At 69.2% G+C, this 15001-nt stretch carries 15 protein-coding genes; 11 read left to right on the forward strand and 4 right to left on the reverse strand.

The genetic code is table 11. The features are described 5' to 3' along the window. The first annotated feature begins 3 nt into the window (after nucleotides 1-3). The gene (locus tag QFZ27_RS20550; RefSeq protein ID WP_429228273.1) at nucleotides 4-1176 is read left to right on the forward strand and encodes a nicotinate phosphoribosyltransferase; all 1173 of its coding nucleotides are present in this window, start codon (nucleotides 4-6) and stop codon (nucleotides 1174-1176) included. A 9-nt stretch (nucleotides 1177-1185) separates the two neighbouring features. On the opposite strand, the gene QFZ27_RS20555 is transcribed toward QFZ27_RS20550, so the two are convergent. Then, nucleotides 1186-1713, reverse strand: coding sequence for a hypothetical protein (locus tag QFZ27_RS20555; RefSeq protein WP_429228274.1), 528 nt, complete (start codon nucleotides 1711-1713; stop codon nucleotides 1186-1188). 98 nt (nucleotides 1714-1811) lie between these two features. Here QFZ27_RS20555 and pabB point away from each other — a divergent pair, with 98 nt between their 5' ends. From pabB to QFZ27_RS20570, 3 genes are read left to right on the forward strand one after another with little or no spacing between them, the layout of a single operon-like run. Continuing rightward, nucleotides 1812-3221: an aminodeoxychorismate synthase component I gene (gene pabB / locus QFZ27_RS20560; protein ID WP_429228275.1), complete on the forward strand. Its 1410-nt coding sequence runs from the start codon at nucleotides 1812-1814 to the stop codon at nucleotides 3219-3221. Beyond that, nucleotides 3221-4027, forward strand: a complete 807-nt coding sequence (locus QFZ27_RS20565; protein WP_429228276.1) for an aminotransferase class IV — start codon at nucleotides 3221-3223, stop codon at nucleotides 4025-4027. The genes pabB and QFZ27_RS20565 overlap by 1 nt, the downstream gene beginning before the upstream one ends. A gap of 18 nt (nucleotides 4028-4045) precedes the next feature. Next, nucleotides 4046-4579, forward strand: coding sequence for a hypothetical protein (locus QFZ27_RS20570; protein ID WP_429228277.1), 534 nt, complete (start codon nucleotides 4046-4048; stop codon nucleotides 4577-4579). A 27-nt stretch (nucleotides 4580-4606) separates the two neighbouring features. On the opposite strand, the gene QFZ27_RS20575 is transcribed toward QFZ27_RS20570, so the two are convergent. The 3 genes from QFZ27_RS20575 to thrS all read right to left on the reverse strand — a co-directional run bounded on the left by QFZ27_RS20575 (nucleotide 4607) and on the right by thrS (nucleotide 7622). Beyond that, entirely contained in the window at nucleotides 4607-5521 is a 915-nt protein-coding gene (locus tag QFZ27_RS20575) for an extracellular catalytic domain type 1 short-chain-length polyhydroxyalkanoate depolymerase (protein ID WP_429228278.1), read from the reverse strand. A gap of 50 nt (nucleotides 5522-5571) precedes the next feature. Continuing rightward, complete coding sequence (locus QFZ27_RS20580; protein ID WP_429228279.1) at nucleotides 5572-6321, reverse strand: hypothetical protein; 750 nt, start codon at nucleotides 6319-6321, stop codon at nucleotides 5572-5574. An 86-nt stretch (nucleotides 6322-6407) separates the two neighbouring features. After that, nucleotides 6408-7622 (reverse strand): threonine--tRNA ligase, encoded by a 1215-nt coding sequence (gene thrS / locus QFZ27_RS20585; RefSeq protein WP_429228280.1) that lies wholly within the window; start codon nucleotides 7620-7622, stop codon nucleotides 6408-6410. Between the two features lie 352 nt (nucleotides 7623-7974). Here thrS and QFZ27_RS20590 point away from each other — a divergent pair, with 352 nt between their 5' ends. From QFZ27_RS20590 to QFZ27_RS20620, 7 genes are all read left to right on the forward strand, one after another. Beyond that, nucleotides 7975-8382 carry an antitoxin Xre/MbcA/ParS toxin-binding domain-containing protein gene (locus QFZ27_RS20590; RefSeq protein ID WP_429228281.1) on the forward strand — a complete coding sequence of 136 codons (408 nt, stop codon included), beginning with the start codon at nucleotides 7975-7977 and terminating at the stop codon, nucleotides 8380-8382. Then, on the forward strand, nucleotides 8373-9065 hold the full coding sequence (locus QFZ27_RS20595; RefSeq protein WP_429228282.1) for an RES family NAD+ phosphorylase: 693 nt from the start codon (nucleotides 8373-8375) through the stop codon (nucleotides 9063-9065). Before QFZ27_RS20590 ends, QFZ27_RS20595 begins: the two co-directional genes overlap by 10 nt. A 114-nt stretch (nucleotides 9066-9179) precedes the next feature. After that, on the forward strand, nucleotides 9180-9869 hold the full coding sequence (locus QFZ27_RS20600; RefSeq protein WP_429228284.1) for a GTP cyclohydrolase II: 690 nt from the start codon (nucleotides 9180-9182) through the stop codon (nucleotides 9867-9869). Continuing rightward, nucleotides 9866-11191 carry a bifunctional diaminohydroxyphosphoribosylaminopyrimidine deaminase/5-amino-6-(5-phosphoribosylamino)uracil reductase RibD gene (gene ribD, locus QFZ27_RS20605; RefSeq protein WP_429228285.1) on the forward strand — a complete coding sequence of 442 codons (1326 nt, stop codon included), beginning with the start codon at nucleotides 9866-9868 and terminating at the stop codon, nucleotides 11189-11191. The genes QFZ27_RS20600 and ribD overlap by 4 nt, the downstream gene beginning before the upstream one ends. 113 nt (nucleotides 11192-11304) lie before the next feature. Then, a complete protein-coding gene (secD, locus tag QFZ27_RS20610) occupies nucleotides 11305-12918 on the forward strand; it encodes a protein translocase subunit SecD (protein ID WP_429228286.1) in 1614 nt (537 codons plus the stop codon). Continuing rightward, a complete protein-coding gene (gene secF / locus QFZ27_RS20615; RefSeq protein WP_429228287.1) occupies nucleotides 12918-13880 on the forward strand; it encodes a protein translocase subunit SecF in 963 nt (320 codons plus the stop codon). The genes secD and secF overlap by 1 nt, the downstream gene beginning before the upstream one ends. 7 nt (nucleotides 13881-13887) lie before the next feature. Beyond that, the gene (locus tag QFZ27_RS20620) at nucleotides 13888-14994 is read left to right on the forward strand and encodes an acetoin utilization protein AcuC (protein ID WP_429228288.1); all 1107 of its coding nucleotides are present in this window, start codon (nucleotides 13888-13890) and stop codon (nucleotides 14992-14994) included. Nucleotides 14995-15001 lie beyond the last annotated feature (7 nt).

The raw sequence follows: 15001 nt of genomic DNA on the forward strand, positions 1-15001 counted from the left end.
TCCATGATCCCTTCGGTCGATGAACTGTCGCGCTGGACCGACAAGTACTTCCTGCGGACCAAGGGGATCGTGGAGCGCTTCGGCGACACCCGCGTCACCTATGCCGTGTTCATGCGCCGGCCGGTGGTGGCCGCGCCGCGGCTGGCGATCGAATGGCTGCAGCAGGTGGCCAAGGAGCGCGGCTTCGCGGTCGAGATCGAGCTGCGCTACGCCGAGGGCAAATGGGTCGGGTCGGGCGAGCCGCTGCTCTACATCACCGGTCCGCTGCGCCATCTGGTGGACTGCGAGACGGTGCTGCTGCAGAAGCTGGGGCCGGCCTGCGTCGCCGCCTACAACGCCTACACCATGTGCGCCGAGCTGTCCCGCGCCGCCTTTCTGGCGATGGATGCGCGGCACTGCGCCGGCACCGAGATGGCGGAATCGATGGCCTATGCCGCCAGCGTCGGCTCGGCCCGCGCCCGGCGCAAGCACGACGCCAAGGGCTTCGTCGGCAACGCCACCGACGCCACGGCACATTTCTTCGGCCAGACCGATGGCCTCGGCACCATGCCGCACGCTTTGATCGGCTATGCCGGGTCGACCGTCCGTGCCGCGGAGATGTTCCACGAGGTTTACCCGGACGAGGCGTTGACCGTCCTGGTCGACTACTTCGCCCGCGAGGTGACCGACGCGCTCGAGGTCTGCCGCCGCTTCCCGGAGATGGCGGCGGCCGGCAGGCTGTCGGTGCGCATCGACACCGGTGGCGGCCGCTACATGGAAGGGCTGGGGCCCGGCGAATCCTACGCGGTGCTGGAGCGCCACGTGCCCGAGGCGGTGCGCGGCTACCGCAGCGAGGAGGAGCTGCGCCACCTGATCGGCACCGGCGTCTCCGCCGCGGCGATCCATCATCTGCGCGACAAGCTGGACGAGGCCGGCTTCGGCAAGGTGAAGATCGTCGCATCGAGCGGCTTCAGCCCGGCCAAATGCCGGGTGATGGCGCTGGCCAAGGCGCCGATCGACGTGGTCGGCACCGGCAGCTTCCTGCCGGAGCGCTGGAGCGAGACCTACGCCACCGCCGACATCGTCGAATACGACGGCAAGCCGATGGTCAAGGTCGGCCGCGAATGGCTGCTGCGGCTGCGCCCGGACGGCAGCGCCCGGTCGGGACCGGACACCATGGCCGGCTCCGGGATCTGACGGCCGGACTCAGGACGGGGACGGCTTGCGCCTACGGGCGCGCGCCGCCGACTCACCTTCTTCGTCATCGGTGTCGTCGACCGTGCCCCGCGCGATGTCGCGCTCGACCGAGGCGCTGAGCCGCTGGAACAGGCCGAGGCCCAGCATCATGCCGGTGCCGGCCACGATCAGCGCGGTCGGGTACAGCAGCAGGTTCACGTCGTCGCGCGCCACCTTGAAGATCACCACCAGGGCTTCAAGGAAGACGGCGATGATCATGGTCGAGATGAACTTGGTCAGGCTCTTGCGGACCTCGGAGGCGCGCCGCCGCTCCTGGCCCCGCGCAACCTCCTCCTCCAGCAGGTATTTGGCGACGTCGAACACGGCGATGGCGATGATCAGGTAGCCGATGACGTCCAGCATCGCCGTGTCGGTCGCGGCGTGCGGAGTCTGGAAGGTCATCACCACCGAATAGATCGCATAGGCGGTGAGCCCGGCCGCCAGAAGCATCAGGATGACGCTGACGAGAAAGAAGGCCGCGCGAGAAATCAGTTCCATGGATGCCTCCCGAAGGCGCGGCGGTGTGTGCCGACCCGCCGCGTGCTAGCTTCGGGCAGCCTTGTCCGCCGGAGCCCGATCGTTACGTGAACCACCGCTTGGCCACTCCGTTCCCTTTGCCCGCCGCCGCTGCGCCGGACGTCCTGTGCCGGCCGATCCCGTGGCGCGACCCGGTCGAGGCCTTCGCCGCGATCCGCCATCGGTCCCGGCCGGTGCTGCTCGATTCGGCGCTGGTCGACGGGATTCGGGGCCGCTGGTCGCTGGTCGCGGCCGACCCGTTCCGCTGGGTCGAGGTCGGGGCCGCGGAGGCGCCGGCCGATCCCTTCGGCGCCATCGCGGCGCTGCTGGCCCGCTATCGCGTCGAGCCGGATCCGGAGCTGCCGCCGCTCGGGCCCGGCGCGATCGGTGTCCTGGGCTACGAGGCCGGGCGCTTCGCCGACCGCATGCCGGTGCCGCAGCCGGTCGGGCTCGCCCTGCCGGATATCGCCTTCGGACTCTATGACTGCGTCGCCGTGTTCGACACGGTGCAGCGGCAGGCCTGGGTGCTGTCGACCGGCTGGCCGGAGGAGGATCCCGTGGCCCGCCCTCATTGGGCGCAGGCGCAGGCCGACGACCTCGCGGCAGCGATCGTCGGCGCCCCGCCGCTGCCGCCGCCAGACGCCACGCCCCGCGGCGTCTGGCAGTCGGAGATGCCGGCGGATGGCTATCGCGACGGCGTCCGCCGGATCCGCGACTGGATCACGGTTGGCGACATCTACCAGGCCAATCTGACCCAGCGCTTCCTGGCCGACCTGCCGGACGGGCTCGACCCGTTTACCTTGCATCGCCGCCTGCGCGCCCTGTCGCCGGCGCCCTTCGCCGCCTTTCTCGACCTGGGGCAGGGGCGCTGGATCGCCAGCGCCTCGCCGGAGCGGTTCCTCGCCGTCGACCCGGCGGGGCGGGTCGAGACCCGGCCGATCAAGGGCACGCGGCCGCGGGGTGTCGACCCCGCGACGGATGCGGCGCTGGCGGCGGAGCTGCAGGCCAGCACGAAGGACCGGGCCGAGAACCTGATGATCGTCGACCTGCTGCGCAACGACCTGTCGAAGGTCTGCGCCGTCGGCAGCGTGCGGGTGCCGGTGCTGTGCGGGCTCGAGACCTTCCCCCGGGTGCATCACCTGGTGTCTGTGGTCGAGGGGCGGCTGGCGCAGGGCCGCAGCGCGGTCGACCTGCTGCGCGCCTGCTTCCCCGGCGGCTCGATCACCGGCGCGCCGAAGATCCGGGCGATGGAGATCATCCGGGAACTCGAGCCGGCGCGGCGCGGGGCCTATTGCGGCTCGGTCGTCCATCTCGGCTTCGACGGGTCGATGGATTCCAGCATCGTCATCCGCACGCTATGTGGCGCTGGAGGGCAGGTCGCAGCCCAGGCCGGCGGCGGCATCGTCTATGATTCCGATCCGGACGCCGAATATGACGAGGCCATGGTGAAGGTCCGGCCACTGCTGCAGGCCCTGGCGGGAGCCGGCTGATGCCTTGGCTGAACGGCCGGCTGCTCGCGGCCGCAGCGGCGCGGATCGACCCGGCCGATCGCGGCTTCACCCTCGGCGACGGTCTGTTCGAGACCATCCGGGTACGCGACGGCGCTGCGGTCTGGCTGGACCGGCACCTGGCCCGGCTGGCCGAGGGCAGCGCCGCGCTGGGCATCCCGGCGCGCTTCGGCGATGCCGCCCTGGCCGAGGCCTGCGCCGCGGTGATCGCGGCCGAAGCGATCGAGGCCGGAGTACTGCGCCTGACCGTCAGCCGCGGCGCCGGCCCGCGCGGCGTGCTGCCACCGGCGGCGCCGTCGCCGACCGTGCTGATTGCCGGCCATGCCGGGCTGCCGCCGCAATCGCCGGTGGCGCTGGTCGTGGCCCGCGGCACCTGCCGCAACCAGGCCTCGCCGCTCAGCCGGGTGAAGTCGCTGAACTATCTCGACGCGGTGCTGGCCCGGCGCGAGGCCGCGGAGCGCGGCGCCGACGACGCGGTGATGCTGAACACCGCCGGCCGGGTGGCCGAGACCAGCATCGCCAACCTGTTCGCACGGATCGACGGTGCCTGGGTCACGCCGCCGGTGGCGGAGGGTGCCTTGCCCGGGATCATGCGCGCCGAGGTGCTGGCGCGACTGGGCGTAGCAGAGCGGCCGCTCGCGGTCGCCGATCTGCAGCAGGCGGAGGCCCTGCTGCTGACCAACGCCCTGTCGATCCGCGCCGTGGGGCAACTGGAGGACAGGGCTCTGCCGGCCGGAGTAGAGGCCGCTATCGGCCTGCGCCGCGAACTGGGATTGCCTGCGTTATGAGATAAGAAGGGGGCGGTAATGAAATCATTTTTGAGATGCAATAAAAGTATTTACTTCCCGATTGTGATGTTGTTTGTTGCTTGTTCTGTGAGATCTGGTAGCGAAATATCAGTTTCTTCTCCATGGGAGCACGATAATTATGTTATTTCTGCTGGAAAAGATGATCAGAATAAACGGATTAATTTATATATTGAAAATAGATCGTTCATAGATTTGTGCATAGAATCAGGCGGTTGGCCGAAGAAGGGTCGGATGGACGATTGTGTTTCGGAAAAATTAGAGGTCGTATACGAAAATAGAAAAATCGGATTTAAAGAGTCTCGGTGTACTGATTGCTTTGGTTCTGAAGATGAGATCGCCAGAAATCCCAATTATTGTAGCTATCGGATTCATCCGGGGAAAGGGTTGCGTGGTTACATAAATTATGAGGAATTTTCTGAAGACCTGTCCGGCATTCAGCCGGAAAAGATGACGTTGAATTTCCCGTACCCCGCCTACGTATGTGAAGATTGGAAGGCAACCGGCCAACCCACACCTCTGCTGCCTCAATAGAATGGCCCTGCCGAGACCGTTCAAGCGCTACAGCCGCGGGTGGTCGGCGAAGAAGTGCCAGATATGCGGGGTGGCCACGAAGCCGGGAGTATCGGTGCCGTCCGGCCAGGCATGGATGCCGCCCTCGACGACATCGAACCGCACCGCGGTCCCGGCCCGGCAATCGGGATAATCCTCCACCTTGATGCCCAGCACCGTCGCCCGCGCCACCGGCTGCGGCCGGCAGCCGTCGAAGGCGGCCCAGAAGGCCACCGACTCCCGCACCGGCGGGAACTTGGCCCGGGCGTAGCTCTCGCGCTCGGCGGTGCCCTTGAACGGGACCGCGTCGTCGCCGGTGCCGTGGATGTGGATGACCGAGACCGGGCGGCTCGGGGTGCAGGACGGCACCAGGATGGCGCCGGAGACCACGGCGATTCCGGCGAAGATGTCGCCGGCGTCGCAGGCCAGGCGATAGGCCATCATGCCGCCGGCGGAGAAGCCGGCGGCATAGATGCGGTGGCGGTCGACCGCGCGCTCCTGCTCGATCGTCGACACCAGGGCGCGCAGGAAGCCGACATCGTCGGCATCCCGCCGCATCGCCGCGCCGCAGCAGTCGCCGGCGTTCCAGCTGAACTGGCCGGCGGTCTCGGCGGTCGGCTTCAGGCGGCCGGTGCCGTTCGGATAGGCGACGATGAAGCCCTCCGCATCGGCTTCGGCGCTGAAGCCGGTCAGGGCGATCGCGCTGTCGGCATTGGCGCCGCCGCCATGCAGCACCACCACCAGCGGCAGCGGGTTGCCGCCCGCTGCGGCCGGCGGCAGGTGCAGGATATAGCTGCGCGACACGCCGTCGACCGGCAGCGTGGCCTCGACATCGGTGCCAGCCGCCCGGCCGGGGGCCGTCGAGAGCAATAGTGCGAGGATCGCGACCGGGAAAGCCAGCGCCTGGGAAAGCCGTCGTGCCATATGGTCCGCTTCGGATAGGTTCGCCGCAGGATAGCGTGCGCGGCGCGCCTTCACGCCCGCGATGAAGGGTCGCGGAGCCGCCGCGATGCGCCGACCCTGCCGCGGCGCCGGCCGGCGTCCTGCGCCAGCTGCTCGATCAGCCCGACGAGCTCGCGATGGGCGGGGGTGGCGGGATCGCGCAGGGCGGAGGTCGGCTGGTCCCCGGTCAGATGGCTAAGCCGCACCAGGGCGCGGATGCGCTGCCGCCGCGTCTGCTTGAGATCGGAGGAGCGGTGCCGGAACAGGATCCGGGCCAGCTCGCCGTCGCCGAACAGCGCGTTCAGCTCGGCGCCGGTTGTGTAGATCAGGAACAGCACCAAAATCCAGATCTGGATGAACAGGAAGCGGTGCCAGGAGAACTGCTCCGCCATGGCGGCGCCGAAGCCGCCGATCTGGCCGCTGTCGACGATGTGGTGGATGAAGGCCTCGAGCAGCCGGGCGATGAACACGAACGCCCAGTAGACGACGGTCTTGAACAGGATCGGCAGCATCAGCGGCGCGTTGTCGAAGCGCCGCAGGAACGGCATCTTGTCGGCGACCAGCACCGCCTTTCCGACCACCAGCGCCGCCGTGGTCGCGACCAGGAAGTTGATCGACCGGGCGAAGTATTCGGCCAGGACCAGGTTCTGTGTGAACACGATCAGGTTGAAGCCGACCAGGAAGAACAGGGTCGGCGGCAGGACGAGGCGGAGCTCGTGCCCGAGATGGCGCAGAACGCGGTGCAGGCGGCTGTCCTGCGCCGCCAGGGAGGTGCTGGCCATCGACCGTCTCCGGTGCTTGGGATCGTTCCGGAATCCTGGCGCCGAAGCGGGGCGCGGCAAAGCATAATCCGCCGCGCCCCGGCAGTTCAGGCGGCGAGGGCAGGGGCCTCCGCCGGCGACTGCGCTTCGGCCTCCAGCCGGGCGATCGCGGCGGCCAGGGGCAACGATTTCTGACGGCCGTCGCGGAAGCGCAGCGCCACGGTGTCGTCCCGCACCTCGCGCGCGCCGATTGCGGCCAGCACCGGGACCCCGTCGGCATGGGCGTCGACGATCTTGCGCGACAGCCGCTCCGGCCGGGCGTCGAGGGCGACGCGCAGCCCCGCCGCCTCGAAGGCCTCGGCCACCCGGCAGGCCGGGACGACTTCGTCGGCGCCGATCGACGCGACCACCACCTGCTCCGGCGCCAGCCACAGCGGCAGCTTGCCCTCATGGTGTTCGAGCAGGACGCCGATGAAGCGCTCCAGGCTGCCCAGCACCGCGTGGTGCAGCATCACCGGCAACTGGTGATTGCCGTACTCGTCGACATAGGCGGCGCCGAGCCGCTCCGGCATCACCAGGTCGAGCTGGATGACGCCGCACTGCCAGCGCCGGCCGCGGCTGTCGCGCAGGTGGAACTCCAGCTTCGGGCCATAGAAGGCGCCCTCGCCGGGCAGGGTCTCGACATCGAGCCCGGCGTGACGCGCCGCGGCCGCCAGTGCCGCCTCGGCCCGGTCCCAGACCTCTTCCGACCCCGCCCGCTGTGCCGGCCGTGTGGCGAAGGCGACGTCGAAGCGGTCGAAGCCGAAATCGGCATAGATCCGGCGCAGCAGGCCGCAGAACCGCGCCACTTCCGCCTCGACCTGGTGCTCCAGGCAGAACACATGGGCGTCGTCCTGGACGAAGCCGCGGGCCCGCATCAGCCCCTGCAGCGCGCCGGACGGCTCGTTGCGGTGCACGGCGCCGAACTCGAAATAGCGGATCGGCAGCTCGCGGTATGACCGCACGCGCTTGTTGAAGATCTGGATGTGCCCAGGGCAGCTCATCGGCTTCAGCGCCATGATCCGGCCCTCATCGGCCACGGCATACATCTGGGCGCCGAATTTCTGCCAATGGCCGCTGCGGTTCCACAGGCCCCGGGCCAGCAGCTGCGGTGTCCGCACCTCGCGGTAGCCGGCCCGGGCCATCCGCCTTCGGACATGGTCCTCGACCACGCGGTAGAGCGCCCAGCCGCGCGGGTGCCAGAAGACCATGCCGGGGCCGTCCTCCTGCTGGTGGAACAGGTCGAGGCGGTTGCCGAGGCTGCGGTGATCGACGTCGTCCATGGGAAGTCTCCGTTGCGTTGAACCGGCGCAGGGAGAGCCCAGAAAGACCAAGGGCCCCGTCCGTTGCCGGCGGGGCCCTTTGGTGGTCGGCGAGGCGCTGTCCGATCAGCCCACACGACCTCCGCACGACCCGCCTGTGGCGGTGGTCGTTTTGGTGGTCGCGGTAATCATCGAACGGATCGCACTCATGGCATGAGTGAGCCATGACCGGCGGACGCCGTCAACCAGGATGCAACGCGGAGAGGGGCAGCCGTGTTGATGGGGCGGGACTTGTCATCGGCCGGGTCTCCCGCTATATTTATCTCAAACGAGATAAAAAATCTCAAATGAGTTTGAAGAGAGGAGCGGTTCGATGATGGCGCAAGAGGCGGCGGTGGCGCCGCGCGGTGCCGAAGGTCGGGCGGCCCGGGCAGGCCTGAGCGCCTTCTTCAACATCGCCGAGGCCTGGGGGCTGAAGGACGAGGAGAAGCGCGTGCTGCTGGGCCGCCCGTCCAAGGCCACCTTCTATCGCTGGAAGGCCGGCGCGACCGGCCATCCCTCGGCCGACACGATGGAGCGGATCTCCTACATCCTCGGCATCTATCGGGCGCTGCAGATCCTGTTCAAGGACGCCAAGCTGGCCGATGGCTGGGTGCGGCGGCCGAACACGGCCTCGCCCTTCGGCGGTCGCTCGGCGCTCGACCGCATGCTGTCGGGCAACGTCGCCGACCTGTTCGTGGTCCGCCGCTATCTGGATGCGGAGCGCGGCGGTTGGGGCTGACCCTTCCGGTCCGCCGGGTCGACTGGCCCGAATGCTGGCGCATCATTCCCAGCCGGTATCCGCCGATCGACCTGTTCGAGCGGGTGGCGCCGCCCGAGGATTGGGAGCTGCTGATCGAGCTCGAATCCCGCACCAACGACCGGCTGCGCGACCAGGTCGGGCAGATCGCGCTGGTGCCGCTGGAGGAGCGGATGAGCGGCCCGGGCACCAGCTTCATCATGGCGCCCTTCACCCATCTGCACCCGGATGGCAGCCGGTTCACCGACGGCACCTACGGCGCCTATTACGGCGCCGCGGCGCTGGACACGGCGGTGGCGGAGACCTGCTATCACCGCGCCCGCTTCTTCGCCGCGACGGCGACGCCGGCGACCACGATCGACATGCGGGTGCTGATCAACAGCCTGTCGGGCGAGCTGCACGACATCCGCGGCCTGGGCGCCGAACTGCCCGGCGTCTACGACCCGGCCGACTATTCGGCCGGCCAGGCGCTGGGGCGGCGGCTGCATGGCGAGGGCTCGTATGGCGTCGCCTATGACAGCGTCCGCCATGCCGGCGGGCACTGTGCCGCCGTGTTCCGACCGCGCAGCGTGCTGACCCCGGTGATCCAGGAGCGGCACCTGTCCTATCACTGGGACGGCACTCGGATCGTCGCGGTGAACGAGATCCGGGCTTTGCAGACGTAGCGAGCCCGCATAGCCGATCTCCGTTCGTTGGGGCTGGGAATAACGGGGCGGCCCACCGATATTGTGCCCCACGGTTTCACGGGGTCGGTCGCGGCGCGGCCGTCGGGGTATTCGATGCAGGCACCGGTCAATCCGCCGCGGGTCGAGATCCGCACCACCGTCACCATCCCGATCCTGGACGGGGCGGCGAGGGGCGTATTCCACACCTTCGACGGCTTCGCCGACGGCGGCGAGCATTTCGCCATCGCCCTCGGCCCCGAGGGCCGCGACGTGCCGCTGGTGCGGGTGCATTCCGAATGCCTGACCGGCGACGTCTTCGGCTCGCAGCGCTGCGATTGCGGCCCGCAGTTGAACGACGCCCTGCATCGCATTGGAAAAGAAGGCGGTTTCGTCCTCTACCTGCGGCAGGAAGGGCGCGGCATCGGCCTCTACGCCAAGCTGGACGCCTATGTGTTGCAGGACCAGGGGCTCGACACCTATGAGGCCAATGAGCGGCTGAACTTCCCGCACGACCTGCGCGACTTCACCCCGGCGGCGCAGATGCTGCTGGCGCTCGGGGTCAAGCGGATCCGGCTCCTGACCAACAACCCGGACAAGGCGAAGCAGCTCGAGGCCGCCGGGATCGAGATCGCCGAGATCGTGCCGACCGGCGTCTTCGTCACCGAGCACAACATCCAGTACCTTGAAGCCAAGGTGAAGAAGCACGCCCACCGCATTGATCTTTCTGATATTTCCGGTCAGGCCAAGGTGCTGCCTCTGGCTGTCGGCGACACCCAGGGGGTGCGCCGCCTGGGCAAGCCTTGAGCCTGCCGGCCGCACTTTTGCTGCGGCCGGGCTTCGGCTTCGGCGGCATCCTCCGCGACACGCTGCCGGGGCCGCTGCGCGATGCCGCGCCGCCCACCCGGACCGCGGGCGACGACGAAGCCTGGATGCTGGAGACGCTGCGGACGGCGATGGCCCATAACGGGCTGTCGGACCCGAACCCGGTGGTCGGCTGCGTCATCGTCCGCGATGGCCACGTCGTGTCACGCGGCGCCACCGAGCGGATCGGCGAGCGCCACGCCGAGCGCGTTGCCGTCGAGGCGCTGGCCGACCGCTCGGCCTTCCACGGCGCCACCGCCTATGTCACGCTCGAACCCTGCAGCCATCACGGCCGCCAGCCGCCCTGCGCCGACCTGCTCGCCTCGCTCGGGCTGGCGCGCTGCGTGGTGGCGCTGCGCGATCCGTTCCCGCTGGTCGACGGCACCGGCCTGGCCCGGCTGCAGGCGGCCGGCGTCGCCGTCAGCGTCGGTGCGCTGGCGCCGGAGGCGGCGGCCTGGCACGCGCCGTTCCTGCTGCGGCAGCGTCTCGGCCGGCCGCTGGTGGCGGCGAAATGGGCGCAGACGCTGGACGGCCAACTCGCCTATGACGATGGCGCCGAGCGCTGGCTGACCGGCAAGGCGGCGCGCGCCCACACCCATTGGCTGCGCCAGAAATACGACGCCATCCTGGTCGGCGCCGGCACCGTGCTGGCCGACGATCCGGCCCTGACCGTGCGCGACGCCGCCGGCGACCGGCACCGCCACCCCCTTCGCCTGGTCTACGATCCGAACGGCCGGGCCCTGGCCGCCCTGCCGCAGCGGCTGGAGCGCTGGAAGGCCGGGTTGCTCTCCGCCGACGCGCCGACCGTGTTCCTGCTGGGCGCCGCGGCGGCGCGGCAGGCGGCGGCGCTCGAGGCTCTGCTGCCGCCCTCGGCGGCGATGCTGGCGCTGCCGGATGGGTCGCCGGTCGACGCCCTGTTCGACACTCTGGCCGCCCCGGCCATGGTGGCGCGGCTGGGCCGGCCGGTCGCCTCGGTCATGGTCGAGGGCGGCCCGCGGCTGCTGGGCCTGCTGCTCGAGGCCGGCCGCGTCGACCTGGCCCATGTCTTCATCGCGCCGGTGATCGGCGGCGGCGAGCGCAACCGCATCGCCTTCCCCGGGAGCGCCGCCCCCCACCGTGCCAATGGGACGCGGGAGTGGCGGCCGATCACAACCGCCGCCCTCGGCCCCGATCTTCTGGTAGAATACGTCTCACCGGCCGTGGCGGAGCATCTGGCGCGGCTTGTCGACGCCGGTGTCACGACCCCGCCACTTCGCCATGGCTAAACGGCGGCGTGCATTGTACCGTGCGCGCCCTGCGGTCCGGCGTGCCGGTCCGGATCCCATGATGTCTCGGCCGGGCCAGCCCGAACCGACTGAATTTTGAGAGCTTGCCGTCGATGATGTATTTCGCCCCGTGGAAGAAGGTCACCATCCTGGTGGTGTGCCTCCTCGGCGTGATCCTGAGCCTGCCGAACATCCTGCCGCGCAGCACGCTCGACTCGCTGCCGTCCTGGATCCCGGCCCGGCAGATGAATCTCGGTCTCGACCTGAGGGGCGGTTCCTACCTCCTGCTGGAGGTCGACATGAAGGCGGTGGTCGATGCCCGCCTCGCCAACATCCAGGATTCGATCCGCAGCCTGCTGCGGCGCGAGACCATCACCTTCAGCGACCTGGCGGTGAACGACCATTCGGTCAATTTCACCCTGTCCGATCCTGCCCAGGCCGACCGGGCGCGCACGCTGCTGGCCGAGAACCTGCTGACCGGCGCCGTCGACCCGCTGGCTGGCGGCCAGCGCGACCTCGACATCAGCGTCGGCAGCGACGGCAAGGGCAGCCTGACCCTGACCGAGGTGGGCCTGCGCGACCGCGAGGCGCGGGCGGTCGAGCAGTCGATCGAGATCGTCCGCCGCCGCGTCGACGAGAGCGGCACCCGCGAGCCGCTGATCTCGCGCCAGGGCAACAGCCGCATCCTGCTGCAGCTGCCGGGCGAGCAGAACCCCGACCGCATCCGCCGCCTGCTGGGCCAGACGGCGAAGATGACCTTCCATCTGGTCAATCTCGACTACCAGCCCGGCCAGCCGGTGCCGCCGGACACCGAGGTGCTGCCGATCGAGAATCCGCGCCCCGGCGAACGGACGTCGATCGCGGTGCGCAAGCGGATCGAGGTCGACGGCGCCAACCTGACCGACGCCCGCGCCGGCACCAACTCGCAGAACGGGCAGTGGGTGGTGAATTTCGAGTTCGACAGCGCCGGCGCCCGCCGCTTCGGCCAGGTCACCCAGGCCAATGTCGGCAAGCCCTTCGCCATCGTGCTCGACGACAAGGTCATCACCTACCCGAACATCAACGAGCCGATCCTGGGCGGCCGCGGCCAGATCAGCGGCAACTTCAGCGCCCAGAGCGCCAACGACCTGGCCGTGCTGCTGCGCGCCGGCGCGCTGCCGGCACCGCTGACGATCGTCGAGGAGCGGACAGTCGGCCCCGACCTGGGCGCCGACGCCATCCAGGCCGGCATCATCGCCGTCGCCGTCGGCTTCGTCCTGGTCATCACCTACATGTTCCTGTCCTACGGGCTGTTCGGGCTGTTCGCCAACATCGCCCTGGTCATGAACATGGTGCTGACGGTGGCGATCCTGTCGCTGCTGGAAGCGACGCTGACGCTGCCCGGCATCGCCGGCATGCTGCTGACCCTCGGCATGTCGGTCGACGCCAACATCCTGATCAACGAGCGATTGTACGAAGAGACGAAACGGGGACGAACGCCGTTCTCGGCGATGGATGCGGGCTTCAGCCGGGCCTTCGGCACGATCTTCGACGCCAACATCACCTCGCTGATCAAGATGGCAATCCTGTACACGCTGACCACGGGCCCGGTCCGCGGCTTCGCCGTCACCACCGGAATCGGCATCCTGACCTCGATGTTCACCGCCATCGTGCTGGTGCGCTTCATGATGGTCAGCTGGATCCGCCGCAAACGCCCCACCGTTCTGCCCGTGCTGAGGAAAGCGTGATGTTCTGGCTCCGTCTCGTCCCGGACGACACCAAGATCCAATTCATGCGGGGCCGCATTCTGGGCCTCGCAACCTCGGCCTTCCTCAGCATCGCCTCGGTGATCCTGTTCTTCCATCCCGGGCTGAACTACGGCGTCGACTTCAAGGGCGGCATCGCCATCGAGATCCAGACGCCGCAGCCGGCGGATTTCTCGGTGCTGCGCTCCGGGCTCGACGCGCTCGGCCTCGGGCAGGTCCAGCTGCAGCAGTTCGGCTCGCCCAGCGACGTGTTGATCCGGATGGAGGCGCAGCCGACCGAGCAGCAGCAGCAGGCGGCGCTCGACACGGTCAAGAAGACCCTGACCGACACCGTGCCGGGCACGGTGATCCGCAGCGTCGATTCGGTCGGCAGCACGGTCTCGGGCGAGCTGTTCCAGAACGGCATGCTGGCGCTCGGCCTCGCCCTGGTCGCCATGCTGTTCTACATCTGGTTCCGCTTCGAATGGCAGTTCGGCGTCGGCGCCGTGGTCACCATGATCCTCGACGTTACCAAGATGATCGGGGTCTATGCCGTCACCGGCATGCAGTTCAACCTGACCTCGATCGCGGCGCTGCTGACCGTCCTCGGCTATTCGGTGAACGACAAGGTCGTGGTCTACGACCGGGTGCGCGAAAACCTGCGGCTCTATAAGTCGCTGCCGCTGCGGCAGTTGATCGACCTGTCGATCAACCAGACGCTGAACCGGACCATCGGCACCTCGCTGGCCACCTTCCTGGCCTGCCTGCCGCTGGCGATCTGGAGCGGCGAGAGCCTGCAGCAATTCGCCATCGTCATCCTGATCGGCGTCGTCGTCGCCACCACCTCCTCGATCTTCATCGCGGCGCCGATCCTGCTGTTCCTCGGCGAGGACAAGCTGTTCCGCAAGAAGGCCCCGCCGGCGGCTCCGGCGGACGGCACGCCGGCGGCGGGAAAGAAGGCCTGATCCGGCGATGGCGGCGCGGCCGATCCTGATCGGCAGCGAGGTCTACCGGCATTCCAGCTACGGGCCGAAGCATCCGCTCGCCATCCCCAGGGTCTCGACTGCGCTCGACCTGATCCGGGCCCAGGGGTGGCTGGCCGACGGCCAATATCGCGAGGGGCTGCTGGCCGGGGCCGAGGCCCTGATCCGGTTCCACCACCCGGACTATGTCGCCGCGGTGCAGGATGCCGAGCGCGACCAGGACCTCGATCCGGCGCGCCGGCAGCGGCACAATCTCGGCGGCATCGAGAACCCGATCTTCGGCGAGGTGTTTCGCCGGCCGGCCACCGCCTGCGGCTCCTCGCTGCTCGGCGCCGGGCTGGTGGCCGAGGGGGCGGTGGTCTACAGCCCGGCGGGCGGGCTGCATCACGGCCGTCCCGACCGCGCCTCCGGCTTCTGCTACTTCAACGACCCGGCGCTGGCGATCCTCGCCCTGCTCGACCGCGGCGTCGATCGCATCGCCTATCTCGACATCGACGCGCATCACGGTGACGGGGTGCAGGACGCCTTTGCCGGCGACCCTCGGGTTCTGACCGTGTCGGTGCACGAGGCGAAGCGCTGGCCTTTCACCGGCGCCGTCGAGGACCGCGGCGGCGGCAATGCCCGCAACCTGCCGATGCCGCGCGAGCTGAACGATGACGAGATGGCGGCGGTGCGCAACCACTGCCTGCTGCCGCTGGTCGAGGCATTCCGGCCCCAGGTCGTGGTGCTGCAATGCGGCGCCGACGCGCTGCATGACGATCCGCTGAGCCGCCTCTCACTCTCCAACCGCGCCTTGTGGGACGTGGTGGCGGCGGTGCGCGATGCCGCGCCACGCCTCCTGGTGCTCGGCGGCGGAGGCTACAATCCCTGGACCGTCGGGCGCTGCTGGGCCGGGGTCTGGGCGGTGTTGAGCGGCTTTGATCCGGCGCAGCCCCTGACGGCTGAGTCCCGTGCGGTGCTGGCCGGCCTGTCCTGGTCGCGCCGCCGCGGCACCCCGCCCGAGCCCGGCTGGTTCGACCGGATGGATGACGCGCCGCGGCCGGGCCCGGTGCGGCCGGAGGTCCAAGCCGTGATCCGTGCCGTGATGGCACCCTGACGAGATG

The sequence above is a fragment of the Inquilinus ginsengisoli genome, assembly GCF_050434925.1.
Lineage (GTDB): Bacteria > Pseudomonadota > Alphaproteobacteria > DSM-16000 > Inquilinaceae > Inquilinus > Inquilinus ginsengisoli_B.